Annotated in this window: 14 protein-coding genes; 8 read left to right on the top strand and 6 right to left on the bottom strand. The window is 54.4% G+C overall.

Annotation, left to right across the window (positions count from 1 at the left end; translation table 11 throughout):
- Nucleotides 1–8: 8 nt before the first annotated feature.
- The gene (locus tag PY990_RS14535; protein ID WP_275272215.1) at nt 9–2,189 is read right to left on the bottom strand and encodes a TonB-dependent receptor family protein; all 2,181 of its coding nucleotides are present in this window, start codon (nt 2,187–2,189) and stop codon (nt 9–11) included.
- A 168-nt stretch (nt 2,190–2,357) separates the two neighbouring features.
- Between PY990_RS14535 and PY990_RS14530 the strand changes: the two genes are divergently transcribed.
- Nucleotides 2,358–3,632, top strand: coding sequence for a putative Na+/H+ antiporter (locus PY990_RS14530; protein ID WP_275272214.1), 1,275 nt, complete (start codon nt 2,358–2,360; stop codon nt 3,630–3,632).
- A 73-nt stretch (nt 3,633–3,705) separates the two neighbouring features.
- Here the strand turns inward: PY990_RS14530 and PY990_RS14525 are convergent, their stop codons facing one another.
- The 4 genes from PY990_RS14525 to PY990_RS14510 all read right to left on the bottom strand — a co-directional run bounded on the left by PY990_RS14525 (nt 3,706) and on the right by PY990_RS14510 (nt 6,709).
- On the bottom strand, nt 3,706–4,293 hold the full coding sequence (locus tag PY990_RS14525; protein ID WP_275272213.1) for an NnrU family protein: 588 nt from the start codon (nt 4,291–4,293) through the stop codon (nt 3,706–3,708).
- 40 nt (nt 4,294–4,333) lie between these two features.
- Complete coding sequence (locus tag PY990_RS14520) at nt 4,334–4,915, bottom strand: hypothetical protein (protein ID WP_275272212.1); 582 nt, start codon at nt 4,913–4,915, stop codon at nt 4,334–4,336.
- Between the two features lie 25 nt (nt 4,916–4,940).
- A complete protein-coding gene (locus tag PY990_RS14515) occupies nt 4,941–5,648 on the bottom strand; it encodes a FadR/GntR family transcriptional regulator (RefSeq protein ID WP_275272211.1) in 708 nt (235 codons plus the stop codon).
- 92 nt (nt 5,649–5,740) lie between these two features.
- Nucleotides 5,741–6,709: a hydrogen peroxide-inducible genes activator gene (locus PY990_RS14510; RefSeq protein ID WP_275272210.1), complete on the bottom strand. Its 969-nt coding sequence runs from the start codon at nt 6,707–6,709 to the stop codon at nt 5,741–5,743.
- Nucleotides 6,710–6,759: 50 nt separating this feature from the next.
- Here PY990_RS14510 and senA point away from each other — a divergent pair, with 50 nt between their 5' ends.
- From senA to PY990_RS14495, 3 genes are all read left to right on the top strand, one after another.
- A complete protein-coding gene (senA, locus tag PY990_RS14505) occupies nt 6,760–7,950 on the top strand; it encodes a selenoneine synthase SenA (protein WP_275272209.1) in 1,191 nt (396 codons plus the stop codon).
- A gap of 96 nt (nt 7,951–8,046) precedes the next feature.
- Nucleotides 8,047–8,979, top strand: a complete 933-nt coding sequence (locus PY990_RS14500) for a ZIP family metal transporter (RefSeq protein WP_275272208.1) — start codon at nt 8,047–8,049, stop codon at nt 8,977–8,979.
- A gap of 62 nt (nt 8,980–9,041) precedes the next feature.
- Entirely contained in the window at nt 9,042–9,632 is a 591-nt protein-coding gene (locus tag PY990_RS14495) for an NUDIX hydrolase (protein WP_275272207.1), read from the top strand.
- A 15-nt stretch (nt 9,633–9,647) separates the two neighbouring features.
- Here the strand turns inward: PY990_RS14495 and PY990_RS14490 are convergent, their stop codons facing one another.
- On the bottom strand, nt 9,648–10,463 hold the full coding sequence (locus PY990_RS14490) for a DODA-type extradiol aromatic ring-opening family dioxygenase (protein ID WP_275272206.1): 816 nt from the start codon (nt 10,461–10,463) through the stop codon (nt 9,648–9,650).
- Nucleotides 10,464–10,620: 157 nt separating this feature from the next.
- On the opposite strand from PY990_RS14490, the gene PY990_RS14485 reads away from it, so the two are divergent.
- The 4 genes from PY990_RS14485 to tssB all read left to right on the top strand — a co-directional run bounded on the left by PY990_RS14485 (nt 10,621) and on the right by tssB (nt 16,246).
- Nucleotides 10,621–12,768, top strand: coding sequence for an FAD-dependent oxidoreductase (locus PY990_RS14485; RefSeq protein WP_275272205.1), 2,148 nt, complete (start codon nt 10,621–10,623; stop codon nt 12,766–12,768).
- A gap of 385 nt (nt 12,769–13,153) precedes the next feature.
- Entirely contained in the window at nt 13,154–14,515 is a 1,362-nt protein-coding gene (gene gorA / locus PY990_RS14480; RefSeq protein WP_275272204.1) for a glutathione-disulfide reductase, read from the top strand.
- Nucleotides 14,516–14,596: 81 nt separating this feature from the next.
- On the top strand, nt 14,597–15,688 hold the full coding sequence (locus PY990_RS14475; protein ID WP_275272203.1) for a type VI secretion system protein TssA: 1,092 nt from the start codon (nt 14,597–14,599) through the stop codon (nt 15,686–15,688).
- A gap of 45 nt (nt 15,689–15,733) precedes the next feature.
- Nucleotides 15,734–16,246 (top strand): type VI secretion system contractile sheath small subunit, encoded by a 513-nt coding sequence (gene tssB, locus PY990_RS14470; RefSeq protein ID WP_105027591.1) that lies wholly within the window; start codon nt 15,734–15,736, stop codon nt 16,244–16,246.

Raw genomic sequence — 16,246 nt, 5'->3', positions numbered from 1 at the left:
TCGCAGTCTCAAAACTTCACATTAATCCCCGCCACTACCTGCCGTTGTCGACCCGGTTGAATACCATTGGTACGCGCAGCAATGTGCCGTTTGTCAGTCAGGTTTTCAGCATTCAGAAAATAGCTGATGTTGCTGCCAGCCGGTGCAAAGCTGATGGATGCATTCAGCAAGGTGACTGCTTCAATTTCTCCGAAAAGGCCGCAGAACAGGTTGTTTGCAGGGTCTTCACCATTGGGGCAAAAGCCCAGGGGCTCGGTGCCGCCAAAGTTCTCGGTGTTGGCAAATTGTTTACTCACATGCGTTGCGCCAACTCGGGCATTCCATTGTTCGGTTTCATACGACAAATTCAGGGCCAAGGTGTGCTTTGGGGCGTAGGGCAAACGGTTGCCAGCCTGGTAAGTACCGTATCCATCTTCGCCTTCACCGCCTACTACGCCGGAATTTTTGAATTCAGCGGTGAACAGGTTGGTGTAGGCCATGCTCACAAAGAATGGATTGGATTTTGCGCTGAATAGCTCGCCCAGATTGAACCGGCCTGCCAACTCAAAACCGGTGTGTTGTGCTTCGCCTTCATTTCGGAAAAAGCCGCCTGAATTCACCACAATGTCTTCAATGTCGAGGTTGAAGAATGTTGCTTCATAGGAGCCTGCACGTACATTGCCTCGAATACCCAATTCGGTCACGGTGGCCAATTCGGGGGTCACGCGCTGAAGCATGTCGTTTTCAATGTCGCGGTCTGGGCGGGGCGGGGCAAAGCCGCGGTGTACGCCGCCAAATACTGTCGCATTCTCCAGTCCGTTCCAGGTAAAACCAATGCCGGGCAGGGTCTCGGTTTCGCTGGTGTCCAACATGTCTTCCTGCTGAAAATTGGCTGTACCAGGCACACCGGAAAACAGCACCTTGGTCTGTTCAATTTGCTCCACGCGTACGCCTGGGGTCAAAGTCCAGTCGCCCATCAGGAATGTGTTCTGCGCAAAAAATGCAGTGGCTTCCACATCGGCCAGCAGGCGTTCATCTGCCTCGGGGGTGGTGTCGGCGAAGTTGTCGAATTCAAATTTCTTACGGTCAATGTCTTCAGTGTGGTAGCGCATGCCGATGATGGTTTCGCTGGGCACACCAAACGCTGAGTGGGTGAATTCAAGTTTGGGTTCAATCCCGAATACATCGTATTGACGGGGCCTTGTTGCAAATTCGGTTTCCAGCTCACCCAAGCCAATCGTGGTCGGCTCCATGGGGTCAAAGGCCGATTCAAATTCTCGCGAGCGCAAAGAAGTTCTGTCAGTTTTGGTGTGGTACACCTGCGTGGTCAGGCGGGCGCGCTCCCCGAGTTGCCAGCCATGAATCAACTGAACGGTGTCGCGATCCATCACATAGCGTTCACCCTCTGTACCTGGCACCGAGTAAGGGTCGCGCAAATACTCTTGGGCGGTAAGCCCGGTTTCGCTGAACAGTGAATCTTCTTCAAACCGGGTGTACTTCGCCGTCAGGGTGTGTGCGCTGTTGATATTCAACTGGCCTTTGATGGTCACATCCTGCACATCGAACTCATGCTGGGCACGAATGCCGTCGCCTTGGCGCTTGAGCAAATCAATCATGATGCCGCCTTGTTCTGAGCCGGTTCCCAGGTTCAAGTGTGCACCGCGGTAACCTTCATTGCCCACCGACAATTTTGCGGAACCTTCAAAGCCGTCTTGCGGCACGGGTTTCGTCACGAAATTGATCATGCCGCCCAGCGTTTGCGGGCCATACAAAATTTGACCCGATCCTTTCAGCACTTCAACGCGCTCTAGTCGCTCTAGCGGCGTAGAGTAGTGCGCCGAGGGGTCGCCATAGGGCGCAAAAAACACAGTGGGTGCACCGTCCTCAAGCAGCAATGTTCGTGAACTGCGTCTTGGGTTCAGTCCGCGCAATCCGATATTCAGGTGAGTGCCCGCAGCGTCCTCGGACACCACATGCAGACCGGGTACCTCTCGAACCAGTTCAAGAATGGAAAAAGGTTCACGCTTGTCGAGGTCTTCACGAGTCACGACATTCGACGAACCGGGCAGGTTTTCAATGTTGGAAGGCAAGATGCTGTTGCCTGACACTTCGACGCTGGGCAATGCATTGCCTTGTGCCATGGCCAACCCGCCATGCCCCAACATGATCAGCACTGCGCTGGTGATTGCTGTTTTTTTGAATGTACCCATGTCCCACCTCTCTGAGTTCTTTATGTTCTGAAGTAAGTGTAGGAACCGGACAGTGCAACTCCCAAGGGAACTTTTCCCGAAAATATTCGCAATACGGGGAACTTTAATAGTGCGATAGGCTCCCTCTATGGGATCGCTTAATTAACTTTCACAACAATAGACACCGACATGACAGCAACCACCATTCAATGGATTGCCGCCTTTCTTTTTGCCGGCGCGCTTATTCACACTTTTTCGGCCAGCTACTTTGAACGCTTGGCTCACCACAGCAAACACCACAGTGGCTTGTTTCACCTGCTTGGCGAAGTTGAAGCCGTATTTGGCATTTGGGCCCTGTTTTTGGTCATCGCCATGGCTTTTTCAGTCAACCTCGATTCAGCCGTGGAGTATGTGGATACCCGCCATTACACCGAACCCTTGTTCGTATTTGTGATCATGGTGGTGGCAGCAAGCCGCCCGGTGCTGGATGCCTCCCGTCTGCTGGTTGAGGGTTTGGCCCGTTTGATGCCGGTCAACAAAGGCGTGGCTTTCACTTGGCTCGGCTTGTTCATGGTGCCGCTTTTGGGCAGCTTTATCACCGAGCCTGCCGCCATGACCCTGGCTGCCTTGTTGCTGCGTGATGTCTTGTTTTCAAAATCTGTTCCAAACTTTATTCGTTATTGGGGCTTGGGCGTGTTGTTCGTGAATATCTCGATTGGTGGGGTGCTGACATCGTTTGCTGCGCCGCCCGTGTTGATGGTCGCAGGCACCTGGGGTTGGGATACACCGTTCATGATGGCCACCTTTGGCTGGAAGGCAGCCATTGGCGTGTTCATCAATGCCACCGTATTCATCTTTTTCGCAGCCAAGCATTTGGGCGCGGAAGTTAAAACCCCGGAGGCTTTGGGTGAAGATGGTCAGCCCTTGGCTCCGGTGCCCTGGTGGGCCATGGTCATTCACTTGGCCTTTTTGGGTGCGGTGGTTTTGTTTGCGCATCACCCAGCTGTATTTTTGGGCCTCTTCTTGTTTTTCCTCGGGTTCACCGCGGCGTACAACACTTTCCAGTCCCGCTTGTTGTTGAAGGAAGGTTTGCTGGTAGCTTTCTTCCTCGCCGGTTTGGTGGTGTTGGGCGGCATGCAGCAATGGTGGCTGCAGCCTGCGGTTAGCGACCTGGACGATGGGGTGTTGTTTATGGCTGCCATGGCTCTCACGGCAATTACCGACAATGCTGCACTCACTTATTTGGGGTCGCTGATTGAAGGCACGTCAGAAAGTTTTCGCTACGCCTTGGTCGCTGGCGCCGTGGCGGGCGGTGGCCTTACAGTGATTGCCAATGCGCCCAACCCGGCAGGTTTGTCGTTGCTCAAGCGCCAGTTTCCCGGCGAGGCTGTGTCTGCAGGTGGTCTGCTCGCGGGGGCCTTGGGACCCACTGCGGTGGCGGCAATTTGTTTTTGGTATTTGTAAGCACACAGTCAACATCAAACAAAAAAGCCCCTGTGCATTGCGCGCAGGGGCTTTTTTTTATTGCGCCAATGGTTTATCGGCTAAACGGGCTAATACCGATCAAGTGAACATGCAGCCAGGCCGCGAAAACCAGCCAAGCCAGTACACCCACCACCACGGTCATCAGCGTGCCCACTTTGGTAGGGCCGTCGCCCGCAAAACCCATGGGAATGGCGCGCCTGCGTGCGGTTTTAAACAGCAACACCGCCCACACCAAAAATGATCCAAACAAAATAATATCTGCCAGCGTGCCATTGGCGATCAAATGCGCCAGCGCCCATACTTTCACAGCCAAGGTCATGGGGTGCTGCAATTTGGCTTTGATGTGGTTGGTGGGCACATAACAAGCCGCCAACATGATGAAAGACACCAGCATGAGAAGTGCCGAAATGTGGCGCATTGCCGCGGGCGGGTTCCACACAAAAACAGGGTCAAGCCGGGCCTGGCCGTATCCGTAGACAATCAGCACCAAGCCCACGATAGAAACGGCCGTGTAAATGCCGCGGTACTTGCCTTTGCCAAGCCTTGCAATCATGCCCGACCGGCGTTGGTCGTCTGGAATTCGAGTCGCGTGCATGCCCAGAAAAAGCGCCAACCCGGCGACCAATATCAACAAGCCCATTCAGTTCTCCTTTTTGTAGTGAACCGATTATGTCACAGGCTTACGCTGCGCGCCGTACTGCCGGTTTTGGTGCGAAGGCGCCCAGCGATTCGGGCTTCGGTAACAAACGCTCAAGCCAGGTCGGAATTCGTTTTAACCCCAACACGTTGTTTTCGCGCACCCCTCCCTCCGTAAACACCCGGGTGCCCATGATGTAATCAAACCAAGGGCGGGTGACACACCAGTTGGCGCCTGGGTTGTTGCCCATGTGGTGGTCGAAGTGCCAGGGTATGCGTTGTTCCCCCCAGGCTGGGTTCATGTGGCTTTTCTTGTGAACCCGATAGTAATTCAGGCTGCTGTACCAAAGTGTGCCCACAAAAAAGGGTGCCACCGGAAACAGCGGTGCCACTGCCACGGCGCTGGCAATCAGTGCCCAGGCCTCTTTGCCCTGTGCATGCATCCCGAGCGGAAAGCGCTCATAGTTCGGGTCGTAATAGCCATGTTCACGCACTTCCCTGTGATGTTCATGAAAGTGAAAGGCCCAGAATGTACCCCGTTTTTTCCCCATGCCGTGCAGCACGTATTTGTGCATGCCCCATTCCACAGCATTGGCGGTCAACAGACCCAAAGGAATTCCCAACATGTGTGTCTCCGTATTTAACCAGGTGTTAAGCGGTACCCAGCGCAGCGTTCAATGCACGGCTGCCTAGCTCCACGTGTTGCCTGGCCAGCACCTCGCAACGCCGTTGTTCTCCGGCTTCAATGGCCTGCATAAGCTGGGTTAGCGTGTCTACATCGCGAAACTCGTCCTGCATCACCAGGGTCAGCGTATTCCAGGCCGCAACGTAGGTTTGATTCATGGAATTGAAAGCAAGCTTGAACACCACATTGCCGCTGCCTTGCACCACCAGGGCCCAAAAATCAAAGGCCAGTTGCTGAAGTTTTGGCAGTTCGCTGGTATTTTGCATGTTGGTAATCACCGGCTTCAGCGAATCGGCCAGTGCTTTGCCGCCGTGGACTGCCGCTTGCCCAGCCACCACCGGCGCCAGTGCTCTGCGCAAGGTTACGATTCCCCGGGCCACTTCGAGGTTGACTTGCCCCTGTGCATTGACCATCAGGCTTGGCAGCAGTTCAAGGCCTCCCTCGGCTTCAAAGTTCTCAACCTGTGTCGCACCACCATGACGTACCCGAACCAGTCGGGCCTGTTGCAAACGCTTGATTGCCTCGCGCACGGCACCTCTGTTCACCCCAAGGGTTTCAGATAGCTCACGCTCAGAGGGCAATTCAGCCCCAACTGGTAATACCTTTTTGAGGATTCGATCGCGAAGCTGAGCGTAAACCTGCTCAGAGATCGAAATTTTCTGAATATTTTCCATGGTTTATAGAACTAGGCGGCAATGAATTTTTAACTGGTCAGCTGATCATACCAGTTAAATTCCAAGTGGTGCAAGTGGAAGTGGATTGCCGTTTACCCCGGCTGACAAGCCTTTAACAACGGACACAGTGCTGTTTCTATAAAGCCAAGCTTGGGGTGACTGCTGCGGGTCACCAAGGCAATTTCCCGGCTGGGCAAAGGCGCAGCCAGTTCAATCTGTTTCACTTCGGTTTTGTGCAGCAAACCGGCCTGTATGGCCATATCAGGCAACAAGGCACAGCCCAGGCCGGAGTTGACCAACTGAACCATGGTGGCCAAGCTGCTGGCCTCAACCGGATTGCTGTCGTTGTTGTTCGCTTCCCGTTGTTTGGCACTGCAAGCCGATACGGTGTGGTCACGCAGGCAATGGCCTTTCTCAAGCAACAGCAGGCGGCGAGTGTCCACCTCTCGCAGGCGTACACCTGCGGTTTTACATAGGGCGTCGTTTCTATGGGCGACCAATCGCAAGGGTTCTTCAAACAGCGGAAAAGCCTTCAGTTTGCCCAAATCGATGGGCAGGGCAACCAGCGCGGCATCCAGCTCGCCGAGTTCCAGTTCCTGAAGCAAGGCTGCAGTTTGGTTTTCGCGCAGGCGAAGTACCAAATCTGGAAAGCCGGTTTTGGTTCTGCTTAAAATTGCTCCCAGCAAAAAGGGCGCAATGGTCGGTATGATGCCCAGCCTGAATTCTCCGCTGGCGGGGTCGGCTGCCATTTGCGCGCGCGCCACCAGGTCGCGGCTGGCCGCCAAAATACTTTGTCCACGCGCCACTACTTCTACACCCACGGGTGTTAGGGCCACCCGCTGGCGGTCTCGTTCTACCAGTTGCACGCCCAATGTGCGCTCAAGTTCTGCAATGCCGCCCGATAACGTCGATTGCGTGACAAAACACCGCTCGGCCGCCCGGGTAAAGTTGAGCGTTTCAGCAACGGCCAGCAAATAGCTCAGTTGCTTCAATGAAAGGGCGTTGGCTTGGGTGTTCAGTGTGTTCATTCCTTCTTGATCGACATTTCCGATTGCTTTCATTGTAGCCACTTGTCGTACACTTAGTGTATCCACACCACCGCAGTACCTTTGTGAACAGCCGCATCCATCCAGCCCAGTTGGCCCGAACTGCAAACGCCGCCTTTCTTCGCGACGCTTTGTTGCGCACGCGCGAGCGCACCTTGGGCTTGCTCGAGGACTACGTGAATGCTCTGGGACATGAGTGCACAGTGCCATGCCGCCCCGAGTTAAACCCGCCGCTCTGGGAATTGTGTCATGTGGCCTGGTTTCAAGACTGGTGGCTGGCCCGCAACCCTGACTGGGCCTTGGGTGTGCAGTGCAATCCCGATGCACCCAAACTGGAGTCTCGCCTGTTCAATGCCGATGCACGCCTGAATTCAAGCACCATCGCGCATGACACCCGCTGGGAAATCGGTTTGCCCGATTTGCGGGGCACCCGTGAGTATCTGGCCGCCTCGTTGCGCGACACATTGAAGTTGCTGGAGCAGGCTGATGCGCTGTGTGCCAGCGACCCCGGCAATGCCGACCAATACCTTTATTTTTTCCGTCTGTGTGTGTTGCATGAACAAATGCACAACGAAGCCGCGGTCTTCATGGCCAAGTTGCTGAATATCCAATTGCGCCCCCACAACGCGTGCAGGCCCGGCGTTCAGGAGTGCGGCGACTTGGTTCAACTCGAGCTGCCGGCCAGCCGGTGGACTCTGGGCTGGCAAGGCGAGGGTTTCGCATTCGACAACGAAGTACCCGCCTGTGGGGTTCAGATACAGGCATTCACCATCGATTCACGTCCGGTCAGCTGGGCGCAGTATCTTGAATTTGTTCAGGCCACCCAACACCCCATGCCTGCCTTTGTTGCATTTGAAAACGATGGCTGGATTAACCTGGGTTATGGTCAGAAAACACCGCTCAAGCTGAGTGCACCGGCCGAGAACATCAGTTGGCTGGATGCCCAAGCGTATTGCCAGTGGGCGGGCCGCAGGCTGCCCACTGAGGCTGAATGGGAATACGCCGCACACACACAAGCCAATATGCAGTGGGGGCAGGTGTGGGAATGGACTGCCAGTACCTTCCTTCCCTTCGACGGGTTCAAGATGCACCCTTACGTCGATTACTCCAAACCTTGGTTTCATGACCGAAAGGTATTAAAGGGTGCAAGTTGGGCCACTTCTGCCGAAATGGTCCACCCCAAATACCGCAATTATTTTCAACCGGACCGGCAAGACGTGTTGTCCGGCTTCAGAACCTGCGCCATTGATCGGTAAAAACGATTAACTTCAAAGAAATTATCCGTTAGACGAATAATATTCTCTCGGGCAATCTAACTGTGTAATCAAGTCTTTGAAGCACAGGAGCCCGCCATGAGTTTTCATCAAATGACCAAAATTGTGGGTCTGAATATTGCCGGCCAAGCTGGGCTGGACGCCGTTCGTGCGTTTCGCGCTGTGCGTGGCGTGGTCGGCATTCTGATTGTTGCGCTGGGTTTGTACCTCATGGTCACGCAAGGCGCACCTGCGGTTTGGGCTGCGGTTCAGTACATTGCGGCGAGCCCCTCCAAGCTTCAGGCAGTCGAGTTCTCGGCCATTGCCGGTGCAGCCACCGGCCTTGGCGGCATGGCGTTGCTGGTCATGAAAAAAATTGATGACAAAGGCTTGGGTTTGTTCATCGCGATCGCAGGCGGCATGATGGCCGCCGCCGCAGTCATGTCCCTGTTTATCCCTGCCATTCAAACGGAAGGCGCTTTGATGGTGGTGCTGGCGGCCACAGCAGCAGGCTACGGTGTGATGACAGTGCTTGACCAAACCCTGCCGCATGAACACCCCGTGGCAGGCCCGGAAATGGCGGGCAATCAACGCCTGCGCATGGCCTTGCTGATGACCATTGCCATTGCTTTGCACAATGTGCCAGAAGGTTTTGCGGTGGGTGCCAGTGCAGGCAACCTGAACGGTGCATCCGGCACGGCATTCTCGATCGGTTTGCAAAACATTCCGGAAGGCTTGATCGTGGCCACAGCCTTGTGGAGCATTGGCGTGCACAAAGCGCTTGCTGCGCTGGCCGCATTGGCCACAGGGTTGGTTGAACCACTGGGCGCTGGTTTGGGCGTAATTACTGCCGATTCATGGGCCATGGGTACGCCGGCTTCAATGGCTTTCGCCGCGGGTGCCATGGCATTTGTGGTTTGCAATGAAATGATTCCGGAGAGCATCAAAATGACTGGAAAACTGAAAACAATTTACACGGTCGGTGTGTCTACCGTGCTCACAGCCATTGCCTTGGGCTGGATGGGTGCCTGATCTCGCAAGGTGTCATGTAAGCAGGTAATAATGAGCACTCCACATTCAGGATTGCTTTCACCATGCGTTTGTTGTTTGTAGTGCCGCTGTTGTTCACGCTTGTTGCCTGCTCATCGAGCAACGCGCCGCCTGCCGGGCTGATCGCCTACAGTTGTGTGGCCGGCGAGGCCGTGCATTTAATGGCATTTGACCCGCACCCCACGCGCCGCGCTTGGGCCACGCTGGGCGGCAGCGCCCAAAAGGGCGAGTCGCCCGCACAAACTGCTGTTCGAGAGTTCACCGAAGAATCCAATTGCGTATACAGCAGTGCTGACATTGACATCAGTCAGCTCAAAGGCCCTTCCATCTCGCCCGGTGTGCCGTTTCACCTGTACACCGCGCAGGTGCCTTTCAAATCAGTCGATGAAATCGCTCAAACCCGCCAGTGTGTGGACATAGAACGCAGTCAGTGGGTGTGGGTGCGTCACCTTGATCTGGTACGCGCCATTAATCAATACAGCGAAGCCGGGCAAGATCCACCCACTGTGCCCACCGTGCAGGGCCAGCCCACGCAGGTACCTTTGTGGGGTCGGGGTGTTGAGTCGCTGAAAAAAGCCTTGCAAGACGGTGTGCTGCCCGAAACCATCAACTGCAGTGCCACTCAGCTGTCTTGATATTAGCCGACCAGGTTAAGCGGTGAATGCAAAGCTTTGCATCGACAGGGCTTTGTAACGCACATCCTCGGGCAGCACATTGACCTTGAAGTTGTTCGTCGCTGCGCCCATGGCAAAAGGCAGGGGCAGGTAGTGATCATCATCTGGGTGGGCTCGTGCAAAGTGCGGTGCGTCAAACTCTGCGCGCGCAATCGCCTTGCTGTCACCTGCCTGCAGGCGTTCCTGAACCCATGTATTGAACTCGTGTACATAAGGCAGGTTTTGCGCCTGCCCACCATCTCCTGCCTTGGCGGCGCCTATGTCCATGTCAGAAAAATTGTGCGTCAAGCTGCCACTTCCAATCACCACTGCTTTCTCATTGCGGGCAAATTCACCCACCAAGGCACCCATATTCAATGCAGTTTCGCCATTCCAGTCCACAGGCATGCTGAGTTGCAACATGGGCGGGCCACCATTTGGGAACAGGTGAATGTAGGGCACCCAGGCCCCATGATCAAAACCTTGTTGTGGGCGCAATTCGGCGCTTAAACCGTGTTCGGCCAAATGTGTTGCAAGTTGCGATGCCAGTTCAGGCGCACCGCAAATTTCCGGTTTCAGTTCGTACAGCGGTTTTGGAAAACCATAAAAGTCATGAACAATTACGGGCGCTTCGTGGCTGGTCACTGCCAGCTTGGCGCTACGCCAATGGGGGCTTAGTACAATCAGTGCGCGCGTGCCCTGGGCAAGCAGTTGTTGTCCCAAGGTTTCCAAGGCTTGGCCGGGCAGGCCGGGTTCCAGTGCGTAAGTGGGTGCGCCGTGGCTAATAAAAATTGAATGAATGGTTGTGCTCATGGTCGAAGTACATCTGTCATCGTGTTGACCTAGATTAACGCGACTATCTTTCCAGATCGAGGTAACTTTTTTGTACGACTCGCCGAAACTATCTGTACAAGTTGCCCAGACCATGCATGATTGGCAACACACTGCGTAGAAAAACCAAGGAATTGACATGAAAAAAATTGTTCTGCTGCTTATTGTTGCAGCTGTTGTGGCGGTGTTTGCCTTCGATCTTCACAGTTTGTTGACACTCGACAGCCTGAAAAGTCGTCTTGAGCAGTTCCGTGAATTTCAGGCAGAGTCTCCCTGGCTGGTTGCCGGTGTGTTCTTTGCAGCCTATGTACTGGTTACTGCCTTTTCAATTCCGGGTGCCGCAGTCATGACTCTGGCTGCGGGCGCCCTGTTCGGTTTGCTGCAAGGTTTGATTTTGGTGTCGTTTGCATCCACCATGGGTGCCACGCTCGCCTTTATTGGTGCGCGTTACCTGCTGCGCGATTCTGTGCAAGCCAAGTTTGGTAACCGCCTGAAAGCGATCAATGAAGGGGTTGAAAAAGAGGGCGCTTTTTACCTGTTCACGCTGCGCTTGGTGCCCGTGTTCCCGTTCTTTCTGATCAACCTGCTGATGGGTTTGACCAGCATGAAGGCTTTCACCTTTTTCTGGGTCAGCCAGCTTGGCATGTTTGCAGGCACCGTGGTGTACGTAAATGCCGGTACCGAACTGGCAAAAATTGACAGCCTTGCTGGCATTCTTTCACCGGGCCTTATTCTTTCATTCGTGTTGCTGGGCATATTCCCGTTGATCGCAAAAAAAGTGACCGACAAAATCAAGGCCCGCAAGGTGTACGCCCAATGGACCAAGCCGGTTAAGTTTGATCGCAACATGGTGGTGATTGGTGCGGGTGCAGCGGGTTTGGTGAGCTCTTACATTGCTGCCGCAGTGAAGGCCAAAGTGACCCTGGTTGAAGCCCACAAAATGGGCGGCGATTGCCTGAACTTTGGTTGTGTGCCTTCCAAGGCGATCATTAAAAGTGCAAAGCTGGCTCACCAAATGCGCCATGCCGACAAATATGGTTTGCATGCAGCCACGCCCAGCTTCAGCTTCAAGGCGGTCATGGCCCGTGTGCACGAAATCATCAAAGCCATTGAGCCGCACGACAGCGTAGAACGCTACACCGGCCTGGGCGTGGATGTGATTCAGGGCTATGCAACTATTGTCGATCCCTGGACTGTTGAAATCAAACACAACAGCGGTGAAACCAGCCGCTTGACCACCCGCAGCATTGTGATTGCTGCTGGAGCACAGCCCGTGGTGCCGCCGCTGCCGGGCATTGAAACCAGTGGTTACCTGACCAGCGACACCTTGTGGGACGAATTCGCAAAACGCGACGACCTGCCCAAACGTTTGGTCGTACTAGGCGGTGGCCCCATTGGCAGCGAATTGGCCCAGGCCTTTGCACGTTTGGGCTCACAAGTAACCCAGGTCGAACTGGGCGATCGAATCATGGTGCGCGAGGATCCGGAAATTTCCGCCATGGCCATGGACAGCATGCGCGCCGATGGCGTGAATATTCTGACCCAACACAAAGCCGTTCGGTTTGAGCGCAGAGGCGATCAAAAAGTATTGGTCACCGAACACCAAGGCAACATCGTTGAAATTGAATTTGATGATGTGATTTGCGCGGTGGGTCGTAAAGCACGCCTGACCGGCTATGGCCTTGAGAAACTGGGTATCGAGACCAACCGCACCGTGGTCACCAACGAATACCTCGAAACCCTGTACCCCAATATTTTTGCAGCAGGTGATGTGGCAGGTCCCTATCAATTCACCCACGTGGCTGCGCACCAAGCGTGGTATGCCTCAGTGAATGCATTGTTCGGCCATCTTAAAAAATTCAAGGCCGATTATTCAGTTATTCCCTGGACCACTTTTACTGATCCTGAAGTGGCACGCGTGGGTTTGAATGAACAGGATGCCAAAGAGCAGGGCGTTGCTTACGAGGTAACACGCTATGGCATTGACGATCTGGACCGCGCGATTGCCGACAGCGATGCACACGGTGTCGTGAAGGTCTTGACCGTGCCGGGCAAGGACAAAATTCTGGGTGTGACCATTGCCGGAGTGCATGCAGGCGATTTGTTGGCTGAATTCGTTTTGGCCATGAAACATGGTTTGGGTTTGAACAAAATTCTGGGCACCATCCACACCTACCCCACATTGGCTGAGGCCAACAAATACGCTGCGGGTGAGTGGAAGCGGGCGCATGCGCCGGAGAAAGTGCTGCTGTGGTTGGGCAAGTACCATGCGTGGCGGTTGGGATAACCTAAGCTTCCTCAGTCGCTGGTTTGTTTAGTCCGATCTGCTGGGGTTTCAATCTCTTGGAGCTTTTTAATCGCCCAATTGGCTTGGGTTCCGCTCTCTCGCCAGAAAACCTGTTGATCCCATGCTGAGCCTTGCGATGCCTGAGAACGACCCTCCGAAACTGCGGGTCGGGTCCGGTCTCTGTCGCCCATGCTGGGCAACACCGGCCCTGCTCGCCACGCAAGGGCAGGTTTTCTTGAAGGCGAGGCCATCGAAACACCGCCGCCGATTGGGCCAGAAACTGCAGCGGTGACCCTTCAAGTTTAGCTCCCAAGTCACCGACCCAGAGCGACACAAGTTCCTCGCGGTACAATAAACCTTCAATGCAGCACCCAAGGAGAATTCAATGAGCACACCCAACGCACCTTACGATCTCGTCGTCATCGGCGGTGGTTCAGGCGGAGTGGCCAGCGCCCGCCGCGCGGCCAGCTATGGCGCCAAAGTCGCACTCATCGAATCCAGCCGGCTGGGTGGCACCTGTGTTATTCGCGGTTGTGTGCCCAAAAAACTCATGATGTATGCCGCACAGTTTGGTCAAACCCTGCGAGAAGGTCTGCAGCCCGGCTGGCAAGTGACACAAGCAGAATTCTCAATGGCCCAATGGCAAGAGGCCAAAGGCAAGGAAATTGACCGGCTCGAAGGCATCTACGCCCGCATGCTCGAAAACAGTGGGGTTGAAACTATACGCGGTCATGGCGTGATCAAGTCCACCACAGAAGTCCAAGTGGGCGATCGGGTATTGAACACCCAGCGAATTTTGATCGCCAGTGGCGCAGCGCCCAATCGCAGTGCATTTCCGGGGCTTGAGCTTGCCGCAACCTCCAATGAACTGCTCGATCTTTCTACGTTGCCCAAACGTGTGGGTGTGATTGGTGCGGGTTATATCGCACTTGAATTTGCATGCATATTGCGCGGCCTCGGTTCTGAAGTCTCGGTGTTCTATCGTGGTGACTTGCCCTTGCGCGGCTTCGATGAAGGCATTCGAAATCGCTTGGTCACCGCCATGAAACTGCAAGGTATTCAACTTTTTGCCGACACCGATTTCAAATCGCTTGGCCAACAAGGAGCCTCGTTTGAATTGCAAACCGCAGCAGGAGTTCACACGTTTGATTTTGTATTGAATGCCACAGGTCGCAGCCCCAACACGCAAGGCTTGGGACTTGAAAACATTGGCCTGCGCACGGGGCCTGCCGGTGAAATTGAAGTGAACAAATACAGCCACACTGGCATTAAAGGTGTGTATGCCGTGGGCGATGTCACCAATCGCGTGAACCTGACCCCAGTAGCGATCGCAGAAGGGCGCGCACTGGCTGAAAATGAGTTCAACGGGAAGAATCTCTCGGTGGATCACAGCAGCGTGCCCACAGCCACTTTCACCTCACCGCCCATTGGCAGTGTCGGCTTGACTGAAGAACAGGCGGCCAAGCGCGCACCCACCCGTGTGTATGAAACAGAGTTCACGCCCATGAAAACCAAGTTCTCGGGCGGTGAACAGAAAACCTACATGAAGTTGCTGATCGATGATGCAACTGACCGAGTAGTGGGTATTCACATGCTTGGAGACGATGCTCCCGAGATGATCCAACTGCTGGGTGTGTTGTACACCATGGGTGCAACCAAAGCCGATTTTGATCGTACCATTGCCGTTCATCCAAGCTCTGCGGAGGAGTGGGTGTTGTTGCGTGAACTGACGCGCAAAGTCGGATAGACATCACTCGATCACTACATGTGGTGATGGTGCTCAGGTTAGACCCATCGCCAACTTCAAATTCCGTTGCTAGAGTCCCGCATGGTTTTACCATTAGGGCCTCTGCGCAACGTGTCAGCTTCTCAATTTTCATCAGCCCCGGCAACATCAGTTGAGCCCGAGGCATTGCTTGCACCTTCCTGGGCGGCACCCTTTGTGCAGGGTGACTGTGGCCCCAATCTTGAATACGACAACGCATTTCTTGAACTGCAACAAGCAGCCCGAGGCAAGCCAGAAACCCAGTTTGAAGCCGCCACACCGCCCGACTGGAGTGCTGTAGAAACAGGTGCCTTGCAATTGCTGGAGCGCAGTCGAGATTTGCGTTTGGTGGTGCTGTGGGCTGAGTCGCGCTTGAATTTGGGTGGTTTGCAAACCCTGCCAGAAAGTTTAGGTGCGCTGGTTAGTCTGCTTGAAACGGCGTGGTCTGTCGTCAATCCGCCTCTCGATGATGGCGATCCCTATGCCCGCATCAACGTCATTGAAGGGCTTGGATTCGGCGGCTCATTTTTTCAATCCCTGCGCAATTGTGTCGTGGTTGGAAATCCGCGAATTGGCGACATTCGCCTAAAAGATTTCGAAGCGCTCACTGGCAATGCTCCTGGCACTGAGGCGCCTGTGTCTCGCGAGCAAATTGAGATGTTCTTTCGTTCTCCTGAAAGCAAGACTGAGGCCTTGCATGCCGTGTTGTTGAGCAGCAAAGTCAACTTGAACAGAATTCTCACCGCGCTGGCCCAATATGTTGAAGCGGATCGGCTGCCGCAACTTTCCGAATTCGGTGTGTTGCTGAACCATGTGCTGTCCTGCCTGCCCGAACCCCAAATGGAACAAAACCCGGCCGCTGTGCCACACAGTGCTTTGTTCGATTCAAGCTGTAATTCGAGCAAGCCCGCACCCTCAATGGTTTCGGCAGGAATTCATTCCCGTGCTCAGGCTTTGGCAGCGATTGATCAAGTGTGTACTTACCTTGAGCATGCCGAGCCGACCAACCCGGCGCAGCTTCTCTTGAAACGGGCACGTCGCCTGATCGACAAAAACTTCATGCAGTTGATGAAAGACCTTGCACCAGAGGCCTTGGCCGAGGTGGCAAAAATCATGGGAGTCAATCCCGATTCTCTCGAGCAGGAAGATGCTTAAAGTCGCCCTGCGTTTACCCATTCTTCTTACTTGCGAGATTGATCAATGAGCGGACAAAAATTTGTGGGGCGCAATCGTGCACCCCGCGTACAAATTGAGTATGACGTTGAAGTTTACGGTTCACAGAAAAAGGTTCAGCTGCCTTTTGTCATGGGGGTCATGTCCGACTTGTCCGGAAAATCCGAGGTGCCATTGGCACCGGTGGCCGAGCGTGATTTCCTGGAAGTGGATGTCGACAACTTTGATGCACGCATGAAAAGCATCAAGCCGCGCGTTGCCTTCCATGCGCCCAACCACCTCACCGGCGAAGGCAATGTGGCGGTCGATATCACTTTTGAATCCATGGACGATTTCAGCCCTGCGGCGATAGCGCGAAAAGTAGAGCCTTTGCGCAAGTTGCTGGAGGCACGCCAGCAACTGTCCAACCTGCTCACGTACATGGATGGCAAAAACGGTGCTGAAGAGCTGTTGGCAAAACTGCTGGCTGATCCTGCTTTGTTGAAAAGCCTGTCAACCAGCGTCAAGCCTGTTGAATCAACCTCCCCTGAAGGTGAGTAA

The organism is Limnobacter olei, from assembly GCF_029087225.1.
Lineage (GTDB): Bacteria > Pseudomonadota > Gammaproteobacteria > Burkholderiales > Burkholderiaceae_B > Limnobacter > Limnobacter olei.
This window is presented reverse-complemented; position numbering and strand designations above follow the sequence as displayed.